Annotated in this window: 19 protein-coding genes; 8 read left to right on the forward strand and 11 right to left on the reverse strand. The window is 69.5% G+C overall.

Features of this window, described 5'->3' with window-relative positions; all coding sequences use genetic code 11:
* Positions 1–55: 55 nt before the first annotated feature.
* A complete protein-coding gene (infA, locus tag H9645_RS00935) occupies positions 56–274 on the forward strand; it encodes a translation initiation factor IF-1 (RefSeq protein ID WP_055248081.1) in 219 nt (72 codons plus the stop codon).
* Between the two features lie 131 nt (positions 275–405).
* Here infA and clpA read toward each other — a convergent pair whose 3' ends face one another.
* Together clpA and clpS are read right to left on the reverse strand one after the other, a co-directional pair.
* Positions 406–2,685, reverse strand: coding sequence for an ATP-dependent Clp protease ATP-binding subunit ClpA (gene clpA / locus H9645_RS00940; protein WP_191727863.1), 2,280 nt, complete (start codon positions 2,683–2,685; stop codon positions 406–408).
* 272 nt (positions 2,686–2,957) lie between these two features.
* A complete protein-coding gene (gene clpS / locus H9645_RS00945; RefSeq protein ID WP_191727864.1) occupies positions 2,958–3,278 on the reverse strand; it encodes an ATP-dependent Clp protease adapter ClpS in 321 nt (106 codons plus the stop codon).
* A gap of 153 nt (positions 3,279–3,431) precedes the next feature.
* On the opposite strand from clpS, the gene H9645_RS00950 reads away from it, so the two are divergent.
* From H9645_RS00950 to H9645_RS00965, 4 genes are all read left to right on the forward strand, one after another.
* Positions 3,432–3,911 carry an NUDIX hydrolase gene (locus H9645_RS00950; protein WP_191728436.1) on the forward strand — a complete coding sequence of 160 codons (480 nt, stop codon included), beginning with the start codon at positions 3,432–3,434 and terminating at the stop codon, positions 3,909–3,911.
* A complete protein-coding gene (gene mnmA, locus H9645_RS00955) occupies positions 3,911–5,026 on the forward strand; it encodes a tRNA 2-thiouridine(34) synthase MnmA (protein WP_191727865.1) in 1,116 nt (371 codons plus the stop codon). Before H9645_RS00950 ends, mnmA begins: the two co-directional genes overlap by 1 nt.
* Before the next feature lie 5 nt (positions 5,027–5,031).
* On the forward strand, positions 5,032–5,631 hold the full coding sequence (locus H9645_RS00960) for a lysogenization protein HflD (RefSeq protein ID WP_425490194.1): 600 nt from the start codon (positions 5,032–5,034) through the stop codon (positions 5,629–5,631).
* 92 nt (positions 5,632–5,723) lie between these two features.
* On the forward strand, positions 5,724–6,641 hold the full coding sequence (locus H9645_RS00965; protein ID WP_191727867.1) for an AEC family transporter: 918 nt from the start codon (positions 5,724–5,726) through the stop codon (positions 6,639–6,641).
* Positions 6,642–6,708: 67 nt separating this feature from the next.
* On the opposite strand, the gene H9645_RS00970 is transcribed toward H9645_RS00965, so the two are convergent.
* The 4 genes from H9645_RS00970 to H9645_RS00985 all read right to left on the reverse strand — a co-directional run bounded on the left by H9645_RS00970 (position 6,709) and on the right by H9645_RS00985 (position 10,498).
* Positions 6,709–7,053: a DUF3817 domain-containing protein gene (locus tag H9645_RS00970; protein WP_191728437.1), complete on the reverse strand. Its 345-nt coding sequence runs from the start codon at positions 7,051–7,053 to the stop codon at positions 6,709–6,711.
* A gap of 99 nt (positions 7,054–7,152) precedes the next feature.
* The gene (acnB, locus tag H9645_RS00975; protein ID WP_191727868.1) at positions 7,153–9,747 is read right to left on the reverse strand and encodes a bifunctional aconitate hydratase 2/2-methylisocitrate dehydratase; all 2,595 of its coding nucleotides are present in this window, start codon (positions 9,745–9,747) and stop codon (positions 7,153–7,155) included.
* Positions 9,748–9,797: 50 nt separating this feature from the next.
* Positions 9,798–10,205, reverse strand: a complete 408-nt coding sequence (locus H9645_RS00980) for a type II toxin-antitoxin system VapC family toxin (RefSeq protein WP_191727869.1) — start codon at positions 10,203–10,205, stop codon at positions 9,798–9,800.
* A complete protein-coding gene (locus tag H9645_RS00985; protein WP_191727870.1) occupies positions 10,202–10,498 on the reverse strand; it encodes an AbrB/MazE/SpoVT family DNA-binding domain-containing protein in 297 nt (98 codons plus the stop codon). Before H9645_RS00985 ends, H9645_RS00980 begins: the two co-directional genes overlap by 4 nt.
* 166 nt (positions 10,499–10,664) lie before the next feature.
* Between H9645_RS00985 and acnA the strand changes: the two genes are divergently transcribed.
* Positions 10,665–13,424, forward strand: coding sequence for an aconitate hydratase AcnA (acnA, locus tag H9645_RS00990; RefSeq protein ID WP_191727871.1), 2,760 nt, complete (start codon positions 10,665–10,667; stop codon positions 13,422–13,424).
* Positions 13,425–13,521: 97 nt separating this feature from the next.
* Here acnA and H9645_RS00995 read toward each other — a convergent pair whose 3' ends face one another.
* Positions 13,522–13,983 (reverse strand): nuclear transport factor 2 family protein, encoded by a 462-nt coding sequence (locus H9645_RS00995; protein WP_225217900.1) that lies wholly within the window; start codon positions 13,981–13,983, stop codon positions 13,522–13,524.
* Positions 13,984–14,119: 136 nt separating this feature from the next.
* Between H9645_RS00995 and H9645_RS01000 the strand changes: the two genes are divergently transcribed.
* Together H9645_RS01000 and H9645_RS01005 are read left to right on the forward strand one after the other, a co-directional pair.
* Positions 14,120–15,802 (forward strand): long-chain fatty acid--CoA ligase, encoded by a 1,683-nt coding sequence (locus H9645_RS01000; protein WP_191727872.1) that lies wholly within the window; start codon positions 14,120–14,122, stop codon positions 15,800–15,802.
* A gap of 178 nt (positions 15,803–15,980) precedes the next feature.
* On the forward strand, positions 15,981–16,898 hold the full coding sequence (locus H9645_RS01005) for a crotonase/enoyl-CoA hydratase family protein (protein ID WP_191727873.1): 918 nt from the start codon (positions 15,981–15,983) through the stop codon (positions 16,896–16,898).
* Positions 16,899–16,910: 12 nt separating this feature from the next.
* On the opposite strand, the gene H9645_RS01010 is transcribed toward H9645_RS01005, so the two are convergent.
* The 4 genes from H9645_RS01010 to prfB form a co-directional block, all read right to left on the reverse strand.
* Positions 16,911–19,046: an ATP-binding protein gene (locus tag H9645_RS01010; RefSeq protein ID WP_191727874.1), complete on the reverse strand. Its 2,136-nt coding sequence runs from the start codon at positions 19,044–19,046 to the stop codon at positions 16,911–16,913.
* Between the two features lie 4 nt (positions 19,047–19,050).
* The gene (locus H9645_RS01015) at positions 19,051–20,172 is read right to left on the reverse strand and encodes an HD domain-containing phosphohydrolase (protein WP_191727875.1); all 1,122 of its coding nucleotides are present in this window, start codon (positions 20,170–20,172) and stop codon (positions 19,051–19,053) included.
* Positions 20,173–20,269: 97 nt separating this feature from the next.
* Positions 20,270–21,793, reverse strand: coding sequence for a lysine--tRNA ligase (lysS, locus tag H9645_RS01020; RefSeq protein WP_191727876.1), 1,524 nt, complete (start codon positions 21,791–21,793; stop codon positions 20,270–20,272).
* 97 nt (positions 21,794–21,890) lie between these two features.
* Positions 21,891–23,019 (reverse strand): peptide chain release factor 2 gene (gene prfB / locus H9645_RS01025; protein WP_191727877.1). Its coding sequence is split into 2 segments (ribosomal slippage): positions 21,891–22,943 and positions 22,945–23,019, totalling 1,128 coding nucleotides; the frame shifts between segments, so codons are not numbered across the junction.
* Between the last annotated feature and the right edge of the window lie 58 nt (positions 23,020–23,077).

Here is a 23,077-nt window from a genome sequence, read left to right on the forward strand (position 1 = left end):
ATTGCCGTCTTGCGGGCCTTGCGCCCGACCCACAGCAATGGTCAGTACAGGACGCATGGCGAAAGACGACGTCATTGAATTCGAGGGAGCGGTGTCGGAAACCCTTCCGAACACGATGTTCCGCGTGAAGCTGGAGAACGGGCACGAGATCATCGCGCACATCTCCGGGCGCATGCGCAAGAACTACATCCGCATCCTCACCGGCGACCGGGTCAAGGTGGAGATGACTCCCTATGACCTCACCAAGGGTCGCATCACCTACCGGATGAAGTAAGGCGCGCAGCGCCGCGATGAAAAAAGGCGGCCAAACGGCCGCCTTTTTCGTACCCGCTGCCTGTGGGAGCGGCCATGGCCGCGATGGCCACCAATCGCCGCTGTAGCGGCTCCCACAGGTTCGGCCCGGGATCAGTCGACGGTGGCGGGCAGCAGCTTCTCCGGCTCGGCCTGCACGTCGAGCACCAGTTCGCCGTCGACCGCGTCGATCGACACCCGGCCGCCGCCCACCAGCTTCCCGAACAGCAGCTCGTCGGCGAGCGGCCGCTTCACCCGGTCCTGGATCACGCGCGCCATCGGCCGCGCGCCCATCAGCGGATCGAAGCCGTGCTGCGCCAGCCACTCGCGCGCCGCCGGCGTCGCCGCCAGGCTCACGCCCTTCTCGTGCAGCTGCTCCTCGAGCTCGATGATGAACTTGTCGACCACGCGCAGGATGTGCTCGAAGCCCAGCGGCTGGAACTGCACGATCGCGTCCAGGCGGTTGCGGAACTCCGGGGTGAAGGCCTTGCGGATCACCTCCATCGCGTCGGTGCTGTGGTCCTGCTGCGTGAAGCCGATGGTGCGGCGGGCCGCCTGCGAGGCGCCGGCATTGGTCGTCATCACCAGCACCACGTTGCGGAAGTTGGCCTCGCGCCCGTTGGTGTCGGTCAGGATGCCGCGGTCCATCACCTGCAGCAGGATGTTGAAGATGTCCGGGTGCGCCTTCTCCACTTCGTCGAGCAGCAGCACGCAGTGCGGCGTCTTGACGATCTTCTCGGTCAGCAGCCCGCCCTGGTCGAAGCCGACGTAGCCCGGGGGCGCGCCGATCAGGCGGCTCACGGAGTGCGGCTCCATGTACTCGGACATGTCGAAGCGCACCAGCTCGATGCCCAGCTGCAGCGCGAGCTGCCGCGTGACCTCGGTCTTGCCGACGCCGGTCGGGCCGGCGAACAGGAAGTTGCCGATCGGCTTGTCGGGATTGCCGAGCCCGGAACGGGCCAGCTTGATCGCGCTGGTCAGGGTGCCGATCGCCGGGTCCTGGCCGAAGATCACCATCTTCAGGTTGCGCTCGAGGTGCTGCAGCACGTCCTTGTCGGACGCGCTGACCTGCTTGGCGGGGATCCGCGCCATCTTCGCCACGATCGCCTCGACCTCCTCGACGTCGATCAGCGACTTGCGCGCGTCGACGGGCAGCAGCCGCTGGCGGGCGCCGGCCTCGTCGATCACGTCGATGGCCTTGTCAGGCAGCAGGCGGTCGCCGATGTGCTTGACCGACAGGTCCACCGCCGCGCGCAGCGCCTCGTCGGCGTAGGTGACGTCGTGGTGGGCCTCGTACTTCGGCTTCAGGCCCTGCAGGATCTCGTAGGTCTCGCCCACGGTGGGTTCGACGATGTCGATCTTCTGGAAGCGCCGCGCCAGCGCACGGTCCTTCTCGAAGATGCCGCGGTACTCCTGGAAGGTGGTCGAGCCGATGCAGCGCAACTCGCCCGAGGCGAGCGCCGGCTTGATCAGGTTCGACGCGTCCATGGTGCCGCCCGACGCCGAGCCGGCGCCGATGATGGTGTGGATCTCGTCGATGAACAGGATCGCGCCCTCGTGCTTGCCGACCGCGGCCAGCACGGCCTTCAGGCGCTTCTCGAAGTCGCCGCGGTACTTGGTGCCGGCCACCAGCGCGCCCAGGTCGAGCGAGTAGATGGTCGCGTGCGCCAGCACCTCGGGCACCTCGCCGTCGACGATGCGCTTGGCCAGGCCCTCGGCGATCGCGGTCTTGCCGACGCCGGCCTCGCCCACGTACAGCGGGTTGTTCTTGCGGCGGCGGCACAGCACCTGGATCGTGCGCTCGATCTCGTCGGCACGGCCCACCAGCGGGTCGATCTTCCCCTGGCGCGCCAGCGCGTTGAGGTCGGTGGCGAACTCGGCCAGCGCATCGCCCTTGCCGTCGCCCTCGCCGCCCTCGGCCTTGGCCTCGGGGTCACCGGACTCCGGCGAAGGTTCCTCGCCCGCGCGGGCAATGCCGTGCGACAGGTAGTTCACCACGTCCAGCCGGGTCACGTCCTGCTGGTTGAGGAAGTACACCGCGTGCGAGTCCTTCTCGCCGAAAATGGCGACCAGCACGTTGGCGCCGCTGACCTCCTTCTTGCCCGAGGACTGCACGTGGTAGACGGCGCGCTGCAGCACGCGCTGGAAGCCGAGCGTGGGCTGGGTGTCGCGGCCGTCGTCTTCGGCCAGGCGCGACACGGAGCTGGCGATCGCCTGCTCCAGGTCGGAGCGCAGGCGATGGAAGTCGGTGCCGCAGGCCTTGAGCACGGTTTCCGCGGACGGGTTGTCGAGCAGTGCCAGCAGCAGATGTTCGACCGTCATGTACTCGTCGCGCGCCTCGCGGGCGCGCTTGTAGCACTGGCCGATGCTGTACTCGAGATCCTTGCTGAACATGGGGCGTCTGCCTCCGGATTTCACTATGGATCACATGGGGGCGCGGGGAGCGGTTTCCATGCCGGCCGGTGCATCCGTTGTAGGCCTTTCCGCGCGGGCTTGGCAAGCGCCGTTGGACCTTGCCGCCAGCCCAGCGCGGCGCCCTCGACACGGGTCCGCAGGCATCCTGACGATGCGGGCATGAGGATCGGGTGGTGGACGCAGGGACACCGGACAGCGGCGCCGCTGTCCGCCGCGGCAGGCGTGGGGCGCGGCGTGCGGTCCGCCGCGCGTCAGGCCTTTTCGGCCGTCGCCAGCAGCGGATGCTGGTTCAGGCGGGAGTACTCGTTGACCTGGGCGACCTTGGACTCGGCCACGTCGCGGGTGAACACCCCGCAGACGCCGCGGCCGCGGGTGTGGACGTGCAGCATCACCTGGGTGGCGCGCTCGATGTCCATGCCGAAGAAGCGGACGAGCACCTCGACCACGAAATCCATGGGGGTGTAGTCGTCGTTCAGCAGCAGGACCGAATACAGCGGCGGCCGCGCCAGCTCGGGCCGGCCGGCCTCGACGGCGACGCCGTGGTCGCGCTCATGTCCTGCGTTGTGGCTCATGGCCGTGATTATACCGGTGCGCCCGGTGGACGGCCCCATGCCGGCGGGCGAAAATGAGCCATTCCAGACCGGTTGCCGCATGCACCCTGCCCGCCCGATGCCGATCCACCGCCGCCGCGCAGCACGCTGCCCGGCGCCCGGGCCATGCCGTCCATGACCTACCGGCAGGGTCGGTTCTGGCAGCCCGATGTCACCGTCGCCACGGTCGTGGTCGATGGCGGTCGCGTGCTGTGCGTGGAGGAGCGCTCCGGCGGCCGCGTCGTGCTCAACCAGCCCGCCGGCCATCTGGAACCGGACGAGAACCTGGTCGACGCCGCCGTGCGTGAAACGCTGGAGGAGTCGGGCTGGACGGTCGAGCCCACCGCGTTCATCGGCGCCTACCAGTGGACCTCGCCCACCCTGCCCGACGGCAGCCCCGGACGGCACTACCTGCGCTTCGCCTTCGCCGCGCGCCCGCTGTCGCACGATCCGGCCCGCGCGCTGGACGAAGGGATCGTCCGCGCCCTCTGGCTGACGCCGGCGGAACTGCAGGCCGAGGCCGCCCGCCACCGCAGCCCGCTGGTCTGGCAGGTCGTCGCCGACCATCTGGCCGGCAGCCGGCAGCCGCTGTCGCTGCTGCGCTCGGTGCGCTGATGGCGGCGCCGGAGGTCATCGTCGGCATGTCCGGCGGCGTGGACTCATCGGTCGCCGCGCTGGTCCTGCGCGATGCCGGGGTCACGATCGCCGGACTGTTCATGGACAACTGGGCCGACGACGGCAGCGGCCACTGCCGCGCCGACGAGGACCGTCGCGACGCCGTCGCGGTCTGCGGCCGGCTCGGCATCCCGATCCACTTCCGCGACTTCTCCCGCGAGTACTGGGCCGGCGTGTTCGAACACTTCCTGGCCGAGTACGCCGCCGGCCGCACGCCCAACCCGGACGTGCTCTGCAACCGCGAGATCAAGTTCAGGCATTTCCTGGACGCCGCCCGCGACCTCGGCGCCGGCCGTATCGCCACCGGGCACTACGCGCGCGTCGACCAGTGCGACGGCCGCTGGCGGCTGCTGCGCGCCGCGGACCGCGGCAAGGACCAGAGCTATTTCCTGCACCAGCTCGGGCAGGAGCAGCTGGCCGCCACCCTGTTCCCGCTCGGCGAGCTTCGCAAGGACGCGGTGCGCGCGATGGCCGCCGCCGCCGGGCTCCCGACCGCCGCCAAGAAGGATTCGACCGGCATCTGCTTCGTCGGCGAGCGCGACTTCCGCGAATTCCTCGGCCAGTACCTGCCGGCCCGGCCCGGCGAGATCCGCACGCCCGACGGCCAGGTCGTGGGCGAACACCCGGGCGTGTTCTACTACACCCTCGGCCAGCGCGAGGGCCTGCACATCGGCGGCCGCCGCGGCTTCGACGACAAGCCCTGGTACGTGGTCGGCAAGGACGTCGCCGCCAACGTGCTCACGGTTGACCAGGGCCATGACAGCCCATACCTGATGTCACGCAGCCTGCGCAGCGAACCCGCACACTGGATCGCCGGCGCGCCGCCGTCCACCCGTTTCAGCTGCACCGCGCAGACGCGCTACCGGCAGCCAGAGGAGCCATGCGAAGTGACCGTTGACGATACCGGGACCCTGCGGGTCGCCTTTCAGCGCCCCCAGCGCGCCGTGACCCCGGGCCAGTCCGTGGTGCTGTACCTGGGCGACGCCTGCCTGGGCGGCGCGGTGATCGCGTCCACCGATGCGCCCGCCGCCCGCGCCACGGGGGTCCCGGCATGAGCGACATGCACGACCGCATGCTGGCGCTGGCCGGCCTCGCCCAGGCCCTGCGCCAGGTGCGCCGCGTCGCCGAGACCGGCCAGGCCGAGGGCACCGTGCTCGAGACCGCGCTGGGCAGCGTGTTCCGCATCGACGCCGATTCCGCCGCCGAGGTCTACGGCGGCGTGCCCAACGTGCGGCCCGGCCTGATGCTGGTGCGCGACTACCTGGCCAACAAGGGCCAGGATCCGCTGCTGCCGAAGCTGGCCCTGGCGGTGACCCAGCTCGAACGCCGCTTCGTCCGGGACGAGGACATCGCCGGTCGCGTGCACGAAGGCATCCTCGCCGCCCGCCACGACGCGGCGCGCCTGGGCACCGCGCATCCGGACGTGCTTTCGAAGCTCGGCGCGCTCTACGCCGACACCGTCAGCCAGCTGCGGCCGCGCGTGCTGGTGCAGGGAAATCCGCACTACCTCGGGCAGGCCGCGATCGTGGCGGAAATCCGCGCGATGCTGCTGGCGGCGCTGCGCTCGGCGGTGCTGTGGCGGCAGTTCGGTGGAAGCCCGTGGGATTTCCTGCTCCAGCGCGGGGCGATGGCGCGGGCGGTGGACGACCTGCTGGGCTGATGGCGGGCGCGCCCTGCCGATGGCCCCAGCGCCAGCGATGCCGCGGCCCGGACCACTAGACTTCCGTCCCTAACCAGGATTGCCGCCTGCCAATGGCTTTCGATGCCTTTGCCCTGATGCTGGCGATGCTCGCACTGGGCATGCTGTTCGCGCGGCTGCGCGTGCTGCCGGCCAACTCGGCGGAAACGCTGAACCTGGTCGTGCTGTACGTCTGCCTGCCCGCGGCGATCCTTCTCAACGTACCGAAGCTGCGCTTCGACGTATCGCTGCTGGCGCTGGCGGCGCTGCCCTGGCTGGTCGCGGGCCTGGCCTGGGCCGCGGTGCGCCTGCTGTCACGCCGGCTGCACTTCCGGCGTGACGAAGCGGTCGTGCTGGTGCTGTTGACGATGCTCGGCAACACCAGCTATGTCGGCTTCCCGATGATCGAGGCCCTGCTCGGTCCACAGGCCCTGCCCTATGCCGTGGTCTACGACCAGTTCGGCACCTTCCTGCTGCTGTCCACCGTCGGCATGATCGTGCTGGCGCGCGGCAGCGGCGACAGCGCGCCGTCGGCACGGGCGATCGTGCTGCGCATCGTCCGTTTCCCGCCGACCTGGGCGCTGGTGTTCGGACTCACGCTGATGCCGGAGCAGCCGCCGCAGTGGATCGCCCTCGCGTTGGAGCGCCTGTCCGGCGTACTGGTGATGCTGGTGATGCTGGCCGTGGGCCTGGGCATCCAGCTTCGCCTGCCGCGCGACGAGATCGCGCCGCTGGCGACCGGGCTGGCGCTGAAGCTGGTGCTGTTGCCTTTGCTTTCGCTGCCGGTGGCCTGGCTGCTGGGCATGCGTGGCGACGTGCTGCAGGTGGGCGTGCTGGAAACCGCGATGCCGCCGATGATCACCGCCGCCGCGCTGGCGATCACGCATGGGCTGGCGCCGCGATTGGCGGCTGCGATCGTGGGGTACGGGATCGTGCTGTCGCTGGTGACCTTGCCGCTGTGGCGGCTGGTGCTGCTGCAGGTTTCCGGCTGAGCGCAGCCTGGCAACTGCGCGTTTCATGCTGCCTGCAGCGCGAAGCCGCTGCGCAGCCCGGTTTCCGTCAGGCCTTTCCCGTGAGTTCTGGGCCGGGGTTCCTTGCAATCACCACCTGCGACAGCAGGCCGCGGCGGCGGAACCAGTACTCGAGTGGCAGGGTCACCAGCGGCGGGATCGCCGCAAGCACCGCGACTAGCAAGGCCCACATCGGCCAACGCAGCCTGACACCCGCGGCGAGCGCGACGACCACGTAGAGCAGGAACGCGCCGCCGTGGAGGCGGCCGAACAGCCAGACGCCGGCATCGGTCGTACCGCTGACGTACTTCAGGTACATGCCCACGAGCAGCCCCGCCCAGGTAAAGGCTTCGACCAGGGCGACGACGGAAAAGAGTTTGCCGGCCGCTGACATCCGCCGTTGCCCTTCACGCATGTGAATCTCCAGACTGGAACGCTGATCGGAAGACGCCCGACAATGCCGGGCGTTTCCGCAGTCGACGCGACGTGCCGGTCAGGCCGCCGACGCCCCTTCCGCCACCTCGCGGTACTCCTCGATCTGGTCGAAGTTCATGTACCGGTAGATCTCGGCGCCCTTGTCGCTGATCACGCCCACGCCCTCCATGTACTCGGCGCGGGTCGGGATCCGGCCCAGGCGCGAGCAGATCGCCGCCAGCTCCGCCGAGCCCAGGTACACGTTGGTGTTGCGGCCCAGACGGTTGGGGAAGTTGCGGGTGGAGGTCGACATCGCCGTGGCGCCCTCGCGGATCTGGGCCTGGTTGCCCATGCACAGCGAGCAGCCCGGCATCTCCATGCGCGCACCGGCCGCGCCAAAGGTGCCGTAGTGGCCTTCCTTGGTCAGTTCGCTGGCGTCCATCTTGGTCGGCGGCGCGACCCACAGGCGCGTGGGGATGTCGCGCTTGCCTTCCAGCAGCTTCGCCGCGGCGCGGAAGTGGCCGATGTTGGTCATGCACGAGCCGATGAACACCTCATCGATCCTGTCGCCGGCGACGTCGGACAGCGTCTTCGCGTCGTCCGGATCATTCGGGCAGCACACGATGGGCTCCACGATCTCGGCGAGGTCGATCTCGATCACCGCGGCGTACTCGGCGTCGGCGTCGGGCTCGAGCAGCTGCGGATCGGCCAGCCACTGCTCCATCTTCGCGATGCGGCGCTGCAGGGTGCGGGCGTCGGCGTAGCCTTCGGCGATCATCCACTTCAGCAGCACGATGTTGCTGGTGAGGTATTCGATGATCGGGGCCTTGTCGAGACGCACGGTGCAGCCGGCGGCGGAGCGCTCGGCCGAGGCGTCGGCGAGCTCGAAGGCCTGCTCGATCTTGAGCTCCGGCAGGCCCTCGATCTCGAGGATGCGGCCGGAGAAGATGTTCTTCTTGCCCTGCTTGGCGACCGTCAGCAGCCCCTGCTTGATCGCATAGAGCGGGATGGCGTGCACCAGGTCACGCAGGGTCACGCCCGGCTGCAGCTGGCCCTTGAAGCGCACCAGCACCGACTCCGGCATGTCCAGCGGCATGACGCCGGTGGCGGCGGCGAAGGCGACCAGGCCCGAGCCGGCCGGGAACGAGATGCCGATCGGGAAGCGCGTGTGGCTGTCGCCGCCGGTGCCGACGGTGTCGGGCAGCAGCATGCGGTTGAGCCAGCTGTGGATGATGCCGTCGCCCGGGCGCAGCGAGACGCCGCCGCGCGTGGAGATGAACTCCGGCAGGGTGTGGTGGGTCTTCACGTCCACCGGCTTCGGGTAGGCGGCGGTGTGGCAGAACGACTGCATCACCAGGTCGGACGAGAAGCCCAGGCAGGCCAGGTCCTTGAGCTCGTCGCGGGTCATCGGGCCGGTGGTGTCCTGCGAACCCACGGTGGTCATCTTCGGCTCGCAGTAGGTACCCGGGCGCACGCCCTTCCCTTCCGGCAGGCCGCAGGCACGACCGACCATCTTCTGCGCGAGCGTGAAGCCCTTGCCGGTGTCGGCGGGCGCGGCGGGCTGGCGGAACAGGTCGGTGGCCGGCAGGCCCAGGGACTCGCGCGCCCGCGCGGTCAGGCCGCGGCCGATGATCAGCGGGATGCGGCCGCCGGCGCGCACCTCGTCGAACAGCACCTCGGACTTCACTTCGAATTCGGCGATCACTTCGCCGCCCTTCAGCGCCTTGCCCTCGTAGGGACGCAGCTCGACCACGTCGCCGTGCTCCATCTTCGACACGTCGAGTTCGATCGGCAGCGCGCCGGCGTCTTCCATGGTGTTGTAGAAGATCGGCGCGATCTTCGAACCCAGGCAGACGCCGCCAAAGCGCTTGTTCGGGATGTAGGGGATGTCCTCGCCGGTCCACCACAGCACGCTGTTGGTGGCCGACTTGCGGCTGGAGCCGGTGCCGACCACGTCGCCGACGTAGGCGACCAGGTGGCCCTTGGCCTTGAGCGACAGGATCTCCTGGATCGGGCCGCGCTTGCCGTCCTCTTCGGGCACGAAGGGCGCGTCGGGGCGCTTGTTCTTCAGCATCGCCAGCGCGTGCATCGGAATGTCCGGGCGCGTGGTGGCGTCGGGCGCGGGCGACAGGTCGTCGGTGTTGGTCTCGCCCGGCACCTTGAACACGGTGATGGTCATCGACTCCGCCACTTCCGGCCTGGAGGTGAACCATTCGGCGTCGGCCCAGCTCTGCAGCACGGCCTGCGCATTGGCGTTGCCGGCCTTCGCCTTCTCCTCGATGTCGTGGAAGGCATCGAACACCAGCAGCGTGTGCTTCAGGCCATCGGCGGCGACCGCGCCCAGCTGCGCGTCATCCAGCAGCTCGACCAGCGGGGCCACGTTGTAGCCGCCGAGCATGGTGCCCAGCAGCTCCGTGGCGCGCTCGCGGCTGATCAGCGCATTCTGCTCGCTGCCGAAGGCGAGCGCGGCGAGGTACGAGGCCTTGACCTTGGCGGCATCGTCCACGCCCGCGGGCACGCGATGGGTCAGCAGGTCGAGCAGGAACTGCTCCTCGCCGGCCGGCGGCTGCTTCAGCAGCTCGATGAGGTCTGCGGTCTGCTGCGCGCCGAGCGGCAGCGCGGGAATGCCGAGCGCTGCGCGTTCGGCCACGTGGTGGCGATAGGCTTCCAACATGGTGGGGGGTACTCCGGGAGTGTCGCGGTGGATGTGTGGCGGGTGTTCGATCAGACGGTCCTGGGCACGATGACCTTCAGACCCTTGAAGTAGTCGCGGAAAAAGCCCGCGTCGCGGGTGATCAGGGCATCGCACTGCTGCAGCGCGTGCGCACCGACCAGGAAGTCGGCCACCACCCGCTCGCGCCTGCCCCCGCGGGCGCGGAAACGCCTGCCCATGTGGCCGGCGCGCAGGGCGGCGGTCTCGGAGAGCGGCTCGTAGCGGACGCCCAGGGGCGACAGCAGCTCCATGAGGTTGGCGGACGTGTCGAGCATGGCCTGCACTTCGGCCACGACGGCCTCGCAGACGACCACGTCGTCATGCGCCAGCGCGTCGCCGATGCAGGCCTCCGAGGCCTCCGCGAACCGCGGATCGCCGATCAGCAGGTCGATCAGGACGTTGGAGTCCAGGGCGATCAACGGTCGGCGTCCGGCGTCCAGTCCGAGGGATCGCGCAGCACCTCGAACGGCTCCAGCGGGTCGTCGGGGGCCCGACCCCGGATGGCACGCATGGCCTCGTCCGTACCGGTGAATCCTTCGGCAAGCCTGAGGCTGCCGCGAAGCTTGCGCAGGGCATCGCTCACGTCCTTGCGCAGGATGATGCGCCCCCCGTCCAGCTCCACTTTCAGGGTGGTGCCCTTGGTCAGGCCCAGGGCATCGCGCACTGCCTTGGGCAGGGTGATCTGGCCGCGTTCGGCGACGGTGGCTTCCATGGGGCGACCTCCTGCCCGATCGGGCATGGCTGGGACGGTATGTGCGCATTATACATACTTCCGCGCGCATACCCGAGTCCCCATACCGGGAACGCAGCGGTAACGCATTCATCACTACACTGGCGGTCTGCCTGCCCGCCACGCCATCCACACAGGGAGCCCAGCCATGGCCGATTCCTTCTCCACCCGCGACCGCCTCGAGGTCAACGGCAAGACCTATGCCTACGCCAGCCTCGAGAAGCTGGGCCGCCAATTCGACCTCGCCCGCCTGCCCTACTCCATGAAGATCCTGCTGGAGAACCTGCTCCGCCACGAGGACGGCGGGGCCACGGTCGGTCGCGAGCACATCGAGGCCGTGGCGCGCTGGGACGCGAAGGCCGAGCCCGACACCGAGATCGCCTTCATGCCCGCGCGCGTGGTGCTGCAGGACTTCACCGGCGTGCCCTGCGTGGTCGACCTCGCGGCGATGCGCGACGCGGTCGCGCGCCTGGGCGGCCGGCCGGACCAGATCAATCCGCAGATCCCCTCCGAGCTGGTGATCGACCATTCGGTGCAGGTGGACGTGTTCGGCCGCCGCGATGCGCTGGACCTCAACGGCCGGATCGAGTTCGAACGCAACAAGGAGCGCTACGGCTTCCTGCGTTGGGGCCAGAACGCGTTCGGCAACTTCAAGGTGGTGCCGCCCAACACCGGCATCGTCCACCAGGTGAACCTGGAACACCTGGCCCGCGTGGTCATGGAACGGGAAATCGAGGGAGAGACCTGGGCCTTCCCGGACACCGTCTTCGGCACCGACAGCCATACCACCATGATCAACGGCATCGGCGTGCTTGGCTGGGGCGTCGGTGGCATCGAGGCGGAAGCGGCCATGCTCGGCCAGCCGTCGTCGATGCTGATCCCGCAGGTGGTGGGCTTCAAGCTCACCGGCAAGCTGCCCGAGGGCGCCACCGCGACCGACCTGGTGCTGACCGTGACCGAGATGCTGCGCAGGCACGGCGTGGTCGGCAAGTTCGTCGAATTCTTCGGCGACGGCCTGCAGCACCTGCCGCTGGCCGACCGCGCCACCATCGGCAACATGTCGCCCGAGTACGGCGCGACCTGCGGCATCTTCCCCGTCGACGCCGAAGCGCTGCGCTACCTGCGCCTGTCCGGGCGCAGCGAGGAGCAGATCGCCCTGGTCGAGGCCTACGCCCGCGCACAGGGCATGTGGCACGAGCCGGGCCAGCCGGAGGCGTCCTATTCCTCGGTGGTCGAGCTCGACATGGGCACCGTGCAACCTTCGCTCGCCGGCCCGAAGCGTCCGCAGGACCGCGTGCTGCTGGCCGACATGAAGCGCAACTTCAACGACAACGTCGGGCCGATGACCGCCCAGCGCGGCAAGTCGCGCGACCTGCAGGTCAACCGCTTCGAGAAGGAAGGCGGCGGCCAGCCGCAGGCGGAGCGGCTTGCGGCCAAGCCGGTTTCGAACATCACGATCGACGACGGCGAACACCAGCTCACCGACGGCTCGGTGGTGATCGCCGCGATCACCTCCTGCACCAACACCTCCAACCCGGCGGTGATGCTGGGCGCGGGCCTGCTGGCACGCAACGCAGTGGCGAAGGGCCTGAAGGCCGCACCCTGGGTGAAGACCTCGCTCGGCCCGGGTTCGCTGGTGGTCACCGACTACCTGAAGAAGGCCGGCGTCATGGACGACCTCGAGAAGCTCGGCTTCTACGTCGTCGGCTACGGCTGTACCACCTGCATCGGCAACTCCGGCCCGCTGCCCGAGGCCGTGTCGAAGGGCATCGCCGAGAACGACCTGGCGGTGGCCTCGGTGCTCTCTGGCAACCGCAACTTCGAGGGCCGCATCCACGCCGAGGTGAAGATGAACTACCTCGCCTCGCCGCCGCTGGTGGTGGCCTATGCCATCGCCGGCACCGTCGACATCGACCTGACGAAGGAGCCGCTGGGCCAGGGCGCGGATGGCCAGGACGTGTACCTGCGCGACATCTGGCCCTCCAACAGGGAGATCGGCGACATGATCGCCGCCACCGTGGGCCCGGAGCTGTTTGCGCAGAACTACGCCGACGTGTTCAAGGGCGATGCGCGCTGGAACTCGATGGACTCCACCGACAGCGAGCTCTACGGCTGGGACGGGGCCTCGACCTACATCAAGAACCCGCCCTATTTCGACGGCATGACCATGGAGGTCGGCGCGATCGAGGACATCCACGGCGCGCGCGTGCTCGGCCTGTTCGGCGATTCGATCACCACCGACCACATCTCGCCCGCCGGCTCGATCAAGAAGGACTCGCCCGCGGGCCTGTACCTGCAGTCGCGCGGCGTGCAGCCGGCCGACTTCAACAGCTACGGCTCGCGCCGCGGCAACGACGACGTGATGGTGCGCGGCACCTTCGCCAACATCCGCATCAGGAACCGCTTCTTCGGCGGCGAGGAAGGCGGCAACACGCTCTACTTCGGCAGCAACCCGCCGGAGAAGATGCCGATCTACGACGCTGCCATGAAGTACCGCGCCGACGGCACGCCGCTGGTGGTGATCGCCGGCAAGGAGTACGGCACCGGCTCGTCGCGCGACTGGGCGGCCAAGGGCACCAACCTGCTGGGCGTGAAGGCGGTGATCGCGGAAAGCTTCGAGCGCATCCACCGCTCCAACCTGGTCGGCATGGGCGTGCTGCCGCTGCAGTTCGTCGACGGCCAGAACGCGGAGTCGCTGGGCCTGGACGGCACCGAGACGTTTGCCATCACCGGCCTGGAGGACGGCGCCTCGAAGCGCGCGACCGTCACCGCCACCGCGGCCGACGGCAGCTGCAAGGACTTCGAGGTCGCGGTGATGCTGCTCACGCCCAAGGAGGTCGAGTACTTCCGCAACGGCGGACTGCTGCACTACGTGCTCAGGCAGCTGGCCGCGAAGCAGGCCGCATAACCGGCCCTGCCCCCGTAGGAGCAGCTACAGCTGCGACCCGACAGCCCGGCATGCGCGGGTCGAGGGTGTAGCTGCTCCTGCAGGCAGCTTCCCCGCCTCAGCGCATCACCGGCGTCCAGTGCGCGCTGCTCATCCGCCACTCGCCATCGACCAGGCGCCAGCCGGTGTCGACCTGCCAGGCCTGGGCGCTGTCGGGCAGCAGGCGGCCGCTGCCGCCGGAGAGCACCGCGCTGAAGCGGACGCGGGCGTGCCCTTCCTGGAGTTCGATATCCAGCGGCCCGGGGAGTACGCCCACGTCACCGTGGCGCATGAAGTGCAGCGCGGCCAGGCGTCGCGCGCCGTCCCGGTCAAGTCCGCCGGGTCCGATGAAGTCGTCGCCGAGGTAATCCGCGAGCCCGCCCGCGTCCCGCGCCTCGATCGCCGCCTGCACGCCTTCCAGCGCGTTCCGCAGCGCCTCCTCGGGCTGCGGGCGTGCGCAGGCCGCGATCACGACGACGATCAGCAGCACCGCGGCCGTGCGCCACCATGGCGCGTGATCGAAGTGCCCGCGTGCCGTCATGTCCGTGCCCCGTTCCGCCCGTGATCCGCGCCCAGCATAGCTGCACTGCGCCTTGCCGCGCCGCGGAGCCCTGTGATCCAATCGAGTCGATACGCCGGGCACGGAACCTGGCGGCCAATAGTCCGAGGGGGAATGAATGAGCAGCACTGAACGGCCGTGGCTGGCGAACTATCCGGAAGGGATTCCCGCCGAGATCGACGCCGACGAGTACCCCTCCATCCCGGCGCTGCTGCAGGAGGCGATCGACAAGTACCGCGACCAGCCCGCGTTCTCCAACATGGGCGTGTCCATCACCTATGGTGAGCTGGACACGCTGAGCCGGCAGTTCGCGGCCTACCTGCTCGGCGAACTGAAGTTCAAGAAGGGCGATCGCATCGCGATCATGATGCCCAACTGCCTGCAGTACCCGATCGCCACCTTCGGCGCGCTGCGCGCGGGGCTGGCGGTGGTCAACACCAATCCGATGTACACCGCGCGCGAGCTGCGCCACCAGCTGGTCGACTCCGGCGCGCGCGCGATCCTGGTGCTCGACAACTTCGGCCACGTGGTGCAGAAGGTGCTGGCCGACAGCAAGGTCGAGAAGGTCATCACCACCGGCCTGGGCGACATGCTCGGCTTCCCCAAGGGCGCGATCGTCAACCTCGTCGTCAAGCACGTGAAGAAGATGGTGCCCGACTACGCGATTTCCGGGACGATCCGCTTCCGCGACGCGCTGAAGGCGGGCGCGGCGCACGCGATGCCGGACGTCGCGATCGACAGCGGCGACATCGCCTTCCTGCAGTACACCGGCGGCACCACCGGCGTGGCCAAGGGCGCCATGCTGACCCACCGCAACCTGGTGGCCAACATGCAGCAGGCCTCGGCCTGGGTCGGCAAGCAGGCCAAGCCGGGCCAGGAAGTGATCGTCACCGCGCTGCCGCTGTACCACATCTTCGCCCTGACGGCGAATGGACTGGTGTTCACCAAGTTTGGCGCCAAGAACATCCTGATCACCAACCCGCGCGACATGCCCGGCTTCGTCAAGGAGCTCAAGCGTGAGCCCTTCACCGCCATCACCGGCGTCAACACGCTGTTCAACGGCCTGCTCAACACGCCCGGCTTCGAGGACGTCGATTTCTCGCAGCTGCGGCTGACCTTGGGCGGCGGCATGGCCGTGCAGCGTTCGGTGGCCGATCGCTGGAAGAAGGTGACCGGCGTGACCCTGGTCGAGGCCTATGGCCTGACCGAGACCTCGCCCGCGGCCTGCATCAACCCGATGGACCTGGCCGAGTACAACGGCGCCATCGGCCTGCCGATCCCGTCGACCGACGCCTGCATCAAGGACGAGGAAGGCCGCATGCTTCCCGTCGGCGAAGTGGGCGAGCTGTGCATCAAGGGCCCGCAGGTCATGCGCGGCTACTGGCAGCGCCCCGAGGACACCGCCGCGGCGATCGATGCCGACGGCTGGCTGCACACCGGCGACATGGCGCGCATGGACGAAGGCGGCTTCTTCTACATCGTCGACCGCAAGAAGGACATGATCCTGGTGTCGGGCTTCAATGTGTACCCGAACGAGATCGAGGACGTGATCGCGATGATGCCCGGCGTGCTCGAGGTCGCCGCCGTCGGCGTACCCGACGACAAGTCGGGCGAGGCGGTGAAGCTGGTCATCGTGAAGAAGGACCCGTCGCTCACCGCCGAGCAGGTCAAGGCCCACGCCCGCAACGAGCTCACCGGCTACAAGCAGCCGCGCTATATCGAGTTCCGTGACGAGCTGCCCAAGACGAATGTGGGCAAGATCCTGCGTCGCGAGCTGAGGGATGAAACACCCCCGCATTAATGTGACTCCGTTCACGCTTTTGCCCTGACCGTCCGGCTCCCCTGCCCGGACGGCTCCGCTCCGCTTGCCCAAGCGGGGAAATGGGCGCATAGATGCCCGGCAACGGGCATTCACCATCTTTCCAGGACTCCGCCGGCAGGCCCGGCCGGAGGCGTCCTGCACGTCAGGGGACCTCCACATGAACGTCGAATTTCTTCACGGCAACACCGCCACGGACCTGGCCACGCTCCGCATCACCCACGACCCGTCCAACGCCTCGCACTGGTGCCACATGCACGCCCGCCAGGCCTTCAGCGACGCCTCGTACCGGCCATGCTTCTCCCCGCGGCTGCTGCGTGAACTCCGACTGTTCGCGCGGGAGGCGATCGAGGGCTGCCAGGCCGCGTCCGCGGCGGCCGAGGGCCCGGCTCCGGCCCTGTCGCACATCGTCATCGGCTCGGATGCGCACGTCTTCAACCTCGGTGGCGACCTCGAGCTGTTTGCGGGCCTGATCCGCCAGCGCGACCGCGAAGGCCTGCTCCGCTACGCCACCGAATGCGTCGACAGCATCCACCTGCTGCACACCCGCCTGCATCCGGACGCCCACACCGTGGCGCTGGTCCAGGGCGACGCGCTGGGCGGCGGCTTCGAGCTCGCGCTGGCGTGCCAGACGATCGTGGCCGAGCGCGGCGTGCAGATGGGCTTCCCGGAGGTCCTGTTCGGCCTCTTCCCGGGCATGGGTGCCTACTCGCTCCTGTCGCGCCGGGTCGGCCCGAAGCGCGCCGAGCAGATGATGCTCGACGGCGTGATGTACAGCAGCGAGGCGCTGCACGACATGGGCATCGTCGACGTGCTGGCCGAGCCCGGCGAGGGCGTGCGCGCGGTCAACGAGGTGATCCGGCAGAACCGCCGCATCGCCGCCGCGCGGCTGGCGCTGCACCGGGTGCGCGATGTGATCGACCCGATCCCGCACGCCGAACTGATGGACACCACGCGGATCTGGGTGGACACCGCGCTGCAGCTGGGCGACCGCCAGCTCAGGATGATGGAACGCCTGGTGCACGCCCAGCTGCAGCGGCCCGCCGCGCTCGACGCCGCGGTGGCCAAGGCGCGCTGATCGGGCGGGTCTTCAGGCGCTGTCGGGCCCGGTGGCGGCATCGCCCCGGGCCAGGTCGCCGCGCGCGCGCAGCGCCGCCAGTGCCTGCTCCAGCTGCTGGCGCATCAGCCGGACCATGCCATTCCACTCGCGGAGCAGTCCGTCGGTGGGCATGCGCATGCCGTCGGACGCGGTTTCGGATACCCGCACCGCGCCCATGTTGCCGGCCGCGCCCTTCAGCGCGTGGCAGGCATCCCTGAAGTCATCCCACCGAGCGGCGGCGCCCGCGGCCTCCATGTCGGCCAGGCACTTGCGCGCGTCGCGCGCGCACTCGCCCAGGAAGCGCTGCACGAATTCGTCGCCGAGGCCCATCTCGCGCAGCTCGTCGAGGATGTGCTGGGAAATGACGCTGCCATCCCCCTGCTCCACGACGTCCGCCGCTGCGGCGCCGGCGGGCGCAGGAGCCTCGCCGTCGGCGATCGCGGCCAGCCGCTCCAGCAGGCGGTCCACGATCACCGGCTTGGTCATGAAGGCGTAGGCGCCGGCGCGCTCGCAGTCCGCGCGCGCCTCGGGCGTGGCGTCGGCGGTGAGCACGATGAAGGGCGTGCGCCTGCGCCCGGCCTCCAGGAAGCGGGCCTGCTTGAGCACCTCGAGCCCGCTGCCGCCGGGCATGTGCAGGTCGATGATCACCACGTCGAAAGCCTGCGCCTCGAGCGCGGCCAGCACCTCTTCGCCATCGTCGACGACCTGCGGACGATGCCCCGCCTTCTCCAGCAGCTTGCGCATGACCATCAGGTTGGCGGCCTGGTCGTCGGCCACCAGGACCCGCATCGGACGCACCCGCGCACGGTGGCGGACGAACGGATCGCTGAAGGCGATGACGTTGCCGCCGTCGCCCGCGGCTACGGGCGTCGCGGCCGCGAACGGCAGGTCCACCCAGAAATGCGAGCCCAGGCCGGAGTGGCTCTCGAGGCCGATGCTGCCGCCGAGCTGCTCGACCAGGGCCTTGGCGATGGTCGTGCCGAGGCCGGTGCCGCCGTAGCGGCGTTCCAGGCCATCGTCGGCCTGTTCGAAGGCCTCGAAGATCCGAGCCTGCGCCGGCGCGGGGATGCCGATGCCGGTATCGCGCACCGAGAAGCGCAGCCAGGTGCGGGCGTCGTCGCGCGGCAGCCGCTCCACCTCCAGCGAGACCCGCCCTGCGTCGGTGAACTTGATCGCGTTCGACAGCAGGTTCACCAGCACGTGGCGCAGGTGGTTGCCGTCGCCGTGCAGATGGGCCGGAACGCCGTCGCCCAGGCGCGTGTCGAAGGCCAGGCCCTTGGCATGCGCGCCGGGCTGCAGCATCAGGCCGATGCCGCGGATCAGTTCGGGCAGCGAGAAGTCGGCGTCGCTGCGGCGGAACTTGCCCGCCTCGAGGCTCGACAGGTCCAGCACCTCGTCCACGAGCATCTGCAGCGCCCGCGCCGAGGTCCGGATCACCTCCGAGCTGTCGCGCTGTTCTGCGCTGAGCGGCGTGGCCGCGAGCAGTTCGGACATGCCGAGGATGCCGTTGAGCGGCGTGCGCAGCTCGTGGCTGATGTTGGCCAAGAAGCGGCTCTTGGCGCGGTTGGCCGCCTGCGCCGCCTCCTTGGCCTGGACCAGCTGGCGCAGCAGCGAGCTCAGGTACAGCGGCACCGCGGCCAGGCCGACGAGCAGCCCGGCGCCCAGCCACAGGTTCTGCTGCCAGTACGGGGTGGTGGCCAGCGCGCTGCCGAACGACACCGCCGCGAAGCCGATCGCCAGGTACAGCCAGCGCGGCCCGAAGCGCAGGCCGTTGCCGACCGTGACCCACAGGATCACCACGTACATCCACGCCAGCAGGTCGCCGAGCAGGTACAGGCCGACGCCCATCAGGCTGTAGTCGGCCACCATGCCGAGCACGCGGCGCGGATAGGAGACGCCGGGACGCGCCAGCAGCCAGCCCAGGATCACCAGGCCGATGCCGAACTCCACCGCCATCAGGATCTGCGACAGCCGCAGCTCCTGCGCCACCTCCGGACGGCCGCTGACCACCAGCTGCAGGTAGGCGGTGATGAGCACCAGCATCGCCATGCGCACCAGCGCCTGGCCGTGCTCGGTGTCCGGCCGGTTGGCCAGCCGGGCCCTGATCCACGGCACGACCGGCGGCATGGCGTCAGCTCCCCGCCGGCCCGGCATCGGCATCGAGTACGATATCGGCCGCATAGCGCTCGCAGGCCTCCTCGACGCGCGCGCGATTGGCCACGAGGGCGTCCACGCAGCGCGGATCGAACAGGCGACCGCTCTCGCCGACGATGAAGTCCATGGTTTCGTCCATGCTCCAAGCGCGCTTGTAGGGCCGCTCGGACAGCAGCGCGTCGAACACGTCCGCAACCGCCACGATCCGCGCCTCGAGCGGGATGGCCTCGCCCTCCAGCCCACCCGGATACCCGCTGCCGTCGTAGCGTTCCTGGTGGCGCAGCGCGATCGTCGCCCCCATCTGCACGAACCGGTTCTGGCTGTCCTTGAGCAGTTCGTGGCCGATCTCCGGATGCCTGCGCATCACCGCGAGTTCGTCCGCGTCCAGCGCGCCCGGCTTGAGTAGCACGGAGTCGGGGATGGCGATCTTGCCGATGTCGTGCAGCGGCGCGGCCAGTTCGATGGTGCGCACCTCGTCCTCGCCCAGCCCCAGGCCCTCGGCGATGATGCCGGCGATCGCCGCCAGGCGCGCCAGGTTGGCGCTGGTGCCGGCGTCGCGGTAGGCGATCGCGCGCGCGAGCCGCGTCAGCGTCTCCCGCTCGCGCTCCTCGACCTCGTGCATGCTCGACAGCAGCCGCTGCTCCAGCGACAGCGCGCGCTGCTTGACCGACTCGGCCTGCTGCCTGAGCTGCAGCAGGTTGCGGCAGCGCGCGCGCAGCTCGCGCGGGCGCACCGGCTTGACCAGGAAATCGATCACCCCGGCGTCCAGCGCGGCCTGGCGGATGGGTTCGTCGCCGACCACGGTCACCAGCACGATCGGCACGTCGCGGTGGCGCAGCGGGCGCCGGAAGCGGCGCGCGAACTCGAGCCCGTCCATCACCGGCATGCGGTAGTCGAGCAGCAGCAGGTCGGCGCGGTTGTCCTCGCACCAGCGCAGGGCCTCCTGCGGGTCGCTGAAGTCGAGCACCTCCAGCTCCGGACTGATGTCCTCGAGGATGTGCCGCAGCATCGTGCGTGCCGAGGTCTGGTCGTCGACGATGACGATGTTCACCGGTTCATGTTTCCTCGCATCGCGCAGGGCGACCCCGAACCCCTGCATGCAGGCCCCGTGCCCGCCCCCGGCCCCGGATGCGGGGCCCACGCGACCGAGGATACGTCAGTTCCCGGCCCGGCCGCGCACTTCCTGGCCCCCTGCGTCACTCGGGCGAAGCCTGGGGCCGCATGTAGGGGAACAGCAGCACGTCGCGGATCGAGGCCGAGCCGGTCAGCAGCATGACCAGGCGGTCGATGCCGACGCCGAGCCCGCCGGTCGGCGGCATGCCCACTTCGAGCGCGCGGATGTAGTCGGCGTCGTAGTGCATGGCCTCGTCGTCGCCGCCGGCCTTGGCCTCGACCTGGGCGCGGAAGCGCGCGGCCTGGTCCTCGGGATCGTTGAGCTCGGAGAAGCCGTTGGCCATCTCCTTGCCGCCGATGAACAGCTCGAAGCGGTCGGTGATGCCGGGTTCGGCGTCGGACTCGCGCGCCAGCGGCGACACCTCCACCGGGTAGTGGGTGATGAAGGTCGGCTGCACCAGGCCTGCCTCGACGGTGGCCTCGAAGATCTCCAGCAGCAGCTTGCCCCAGCCCCAGCCCGGCTTCGTGCGCACACCGAGGCGCTCGCAGTGGGCGGCCAGCGCGTCGCGGTCGCGGCAGTCGGCGGCGCTGATCTCCGGATTGAGCTCGCGCACCGCGTCCTCCATCTTCCAGCGCCGGAAGGCCGGCGCGAGGTCGATGTCGTGCCCGTCCCAGGCGAAGCGCGTGCCGCCGGTGGCCTCCAGCGCGACGTCGCGGATCATCGCCTCGGTCAGGTCCATGACCTGGTTGTACGTGGCGTAGGCCTCGTACAGCTCGAGCATCGTGAACTCGGGGTTGTGCCGGGTGCTGACGCCTTCGTTGCGGAAGTTGCGGTTGATCTCGTAGACGCGCTCGAAGCCGCCCACGACCAGGCGCTTGAGGTACAGCTCCGGCGCCACGCGCAGGTAGAGCTCGAGGTCGAGCGCGTTGTGGTGGGTGGTGAACGGACGCGCGGTGGCCCCGCCGGCGATGTAATGCATCATCGGCGTTTCCACTTCGAGGAAGCGGCGCGCGTCGAGCCAGCGGCGCATCGCCGCGACCACCTTCGAGCGCACCACGAACACCTCGCGCGCCTCGGGGTTCACGATCAGGTCGACGTAGCGCTGGCGGTAGCGCTGCTCGACGTCGGCCAGGCCATGCCACTTGTCCGGCAGCGGGCGCAGCGACTTGGTCAGCAGGCGCAGCACGTCGACCTTCACCGACAGCTCGCCGGTGCGGGTGCGCGTGAGCACGCCCTCGGCGGCGACGATGTCGCCCACGTCCCAGCCCTTGAAGGCGTCGTAGGCCTCGCCCAGCGCATTGGACTGCAGGAACAGCTGGACGCGTCCGCTCACGTCCTGGATCTGCGCGAAGGCCGCCTTGCCCATCACCCGCTTGGCCATCAGCCGCCCGGCCACGGCGACGCGGCGGCCGCTGGCCTCGAGCGCTTCGGCGCTCCAGGCCTCGGCGTCGGCGTACTCGGACTGCAGGTCGCCGGCGTGGTCGCTGCGGCGGAAGTCGTTCGGGAAGGCGACGCCCTGCCCGCGCAGCGCGGCCAGTTTGCCGCGGCGCTCGGCGATGAGGCTGTTGTCGTCGGCGGAGGGCAGGGGCTGGACGGGGGTGGTCATGCGGGTCTCGGTGGGGCTGGGGGATCTGTTGGATCGGGGAGGGCTGGGAGCGTGTCGCGGGTACGGGTCGCAGCTGTAGCCGCGAACGCTTCCGCGATCAAACCGCGTCCGACCGCTTCGCGCCGACTTCCAGGCCGGACTTCAGGCTGGCCTCGATGAACTCGTCGAGGTCGCCGTCGAGCACGTTCTGGGTGTCGGAGCGCTCGATGCCGGTGCGCAGGTCCTTGATCCGGCTCTGGTCGAGCACGTAGTTGCGGATCTGGCTGCCCCAGCCGATGTCGGACTTGGTGGCCTCCACCGCGTCGCGCTCGGCGTTGCGCTTCTGCATCTCCAGCTCGTACAGCTTCGCCGCCAGCATCTTCATCGCGGTGTCGCGGTTGGAGTGCTGGCTGCGGCCGGTCTGGCAGGCCACCACGATGCCGGTGGGCACGTGGGTGATGCGCACCGCGGACTCGGTCTTGTTGACGTGCTGGCCGCCGGCGCCGGACGAGCGGTAGACGTCGGTCCTCAGGTCGGCCGGGTTGATCTGGATGTCGATCGAGTCGTCCACTTCCGGCGACACGAACACCGAGGTGAAGCTGGTATGGCGGCGGTTGTCCGAGTCGAACGGCGACTTGCGCACCAGCCGGTGCACGCCGGTTTCGGTCTTCAGCCAGCCGTAGGCGAAGTCGCCCTCGACGCGCACGGTGGCCGACTTGATGCCGGCGACGTCGCCGCCGCTGGCTTCCATGATCTCGGTCTTCCAGCCGCGGCTCTCGGCCCAGCGCAGGTACATGCGCAGCAGGATCTCGGCCCAGTCCTGGGCCTCGGTGCCGCCGGCGCCGGCCTGGATGTCGAGGTAGGCGTTGGTCGAGTCCATCTGGCCGGAGAACATGCGCTGGAACTCCAGCTTCTCCACCTGGCCCGCAAGGCGGTCGACGTCGGCCTCGACCGCCTCCACGGTTTCGGCGTCGTCCTCGGCTTCGGCCAGGTCGAGCAGCTCGGCGGCGCCGACCAGGCCATCGGTCAGGTCGCGGATGCCGTTGACGGTCTTGTCGAGCAGGGAGCGCTCACGCCCCAGCGCCTGCGCGCGCTCGGGGTCGTTCCAGATGTCCGGGTTCTCGAGCTCGCGCTCTACTTCCTCGAGGCGCTCGCGCTTCGTGTCGTAGTCAAAGAAACCCCCTCAGCGCATCCAGCCGGCCCTTGAGGTCGGCGATGCGCTGGCGGATGGGATTGAGCTCCATCATCTGCCTGTGTATCCGCTTGGAAAGAGGCGGATTCTAGCAATTTCCGCCTGCCGGCCGC

The organism is Luteimonas colneyensis (assembly GCF_014836665.1).
Classification (GTDB): Bacteria; Pseudomonadota; Gammaproteobacteria; order Xanthomonadales; family Xanthomonadaceae; genus Luteimonas; species Luteimonas colneyensis.

Coding starts and splice junctions, on each gene's coding strand:
- infA (WP_055248081.1), top strand. CDS start 56: ATGGCGAAAGACGACGTCATTGAATTCGAGGGAGCGGTGTCGGAAACC.
- clpA (WP_191727863.1), bottom strand. CDS start 2,685: ATGTTCAGCAAGGATCTCGAGTACAGCATCGGCCAGTGCTACAAGCGC.
- clpS (WP_191727864.1), bottom strand. CDS start 3,278: ATGAGCCACAACGCAGGACATGAGCGCGACCACGGCGTCGCCGTCGAG.
- H9645_RS00950 (WP_191728436.1), top strand. CDS start 3,432: ATGACCTACCGGCAGGGTCGGTTCTGGCAGCCCGATGTCACCGTCGCC.
- mnmA (WP_191727865.1), top strand. CDS start 3,911: ATGGCGGCGCCGGAGGTCATCGTCGGCATGTCCGGCGGCGTGGACTCA.
- H9645_RS00960 (WP_425490194.1), top strand. CDS start 5,032: ATGCACGACCGCATGCTGGCGCTGGCCGGCCTCGCCCAGGCCCTGCGC.
- H9645_RS00965 (WP_191727867.1), top strand. CDS start 5,724: ATGGCTTTCGATGCCTTTGCCCTGATGCTGGCGATGCTCGCACTGGGC.
- H9645_RS00970 (WP_191728437.1), bottom strand. CDS start 7,053: ATGTCAGCGGCCGGCAAACTCTTTTCCGTCGTCGCCCTGGTCGAAGCC.
- acnB (WP_191727868.1), bottom strand. CDS start 9,747: ATGTTGGAAGCCTATCGCCACCACGTGGCCGAACGCGCAGCGCTCGGC.
- H9645_RS00985 (WP_191727870.1), bottom strand. CDS start 10,498: ATGGAAGCCACCGTCGCCGAACGCGGCCAGATCACCCTGCCCAAGGCA.
- acnA (WP_191727871.1), top strand. CDS start 10,665: ATGGCCGATTCCTTCTCCACCCGCGACCGCCTCGAGGTCAACGGCAAG.
- H9645_RS00995 (WP_225217900.1), bottom strand. CDS start 13,983: ATGACGGCACGCGGGCACTTCGATCACGCGCCATGGTGGCGCACGGCC.
- H9645_RS01000 (WP_191727872.1), top strand. CDS start 14,120: ATGAGCAGCACTGAACGGCCGTGGCTGGCGAACTATCCGGAAGGGATT.
- H9645_RS01005 (WP_191727873.1), top strand. CDS start 15,981: ATGAACGTCGAATTTCTTCACGGCAACACCGCCACGGACCTGGCCACG.
- H9645_RS01010 (WP_191727874.1), bottom strand. CDS start 19,046: ATGCCGCCGGTCGTGCCGTGGATCAGGGCCCGGCTGGCCAACCGGCCG.
- H9645_RS01015 (WP_191727875.1), bottom strand. CDS start 20,172: ATGCAGGGGTTCGGGGTCGCCCTGCGCGATGCGAGGAAACATGAACCG.
- lysS (WP_191727876.1), bottom strand. CDS start 21,793: ATGACCACCCCCGTCCAGCCCCTGCCCTCCGCCGACGACAACAGCCTC.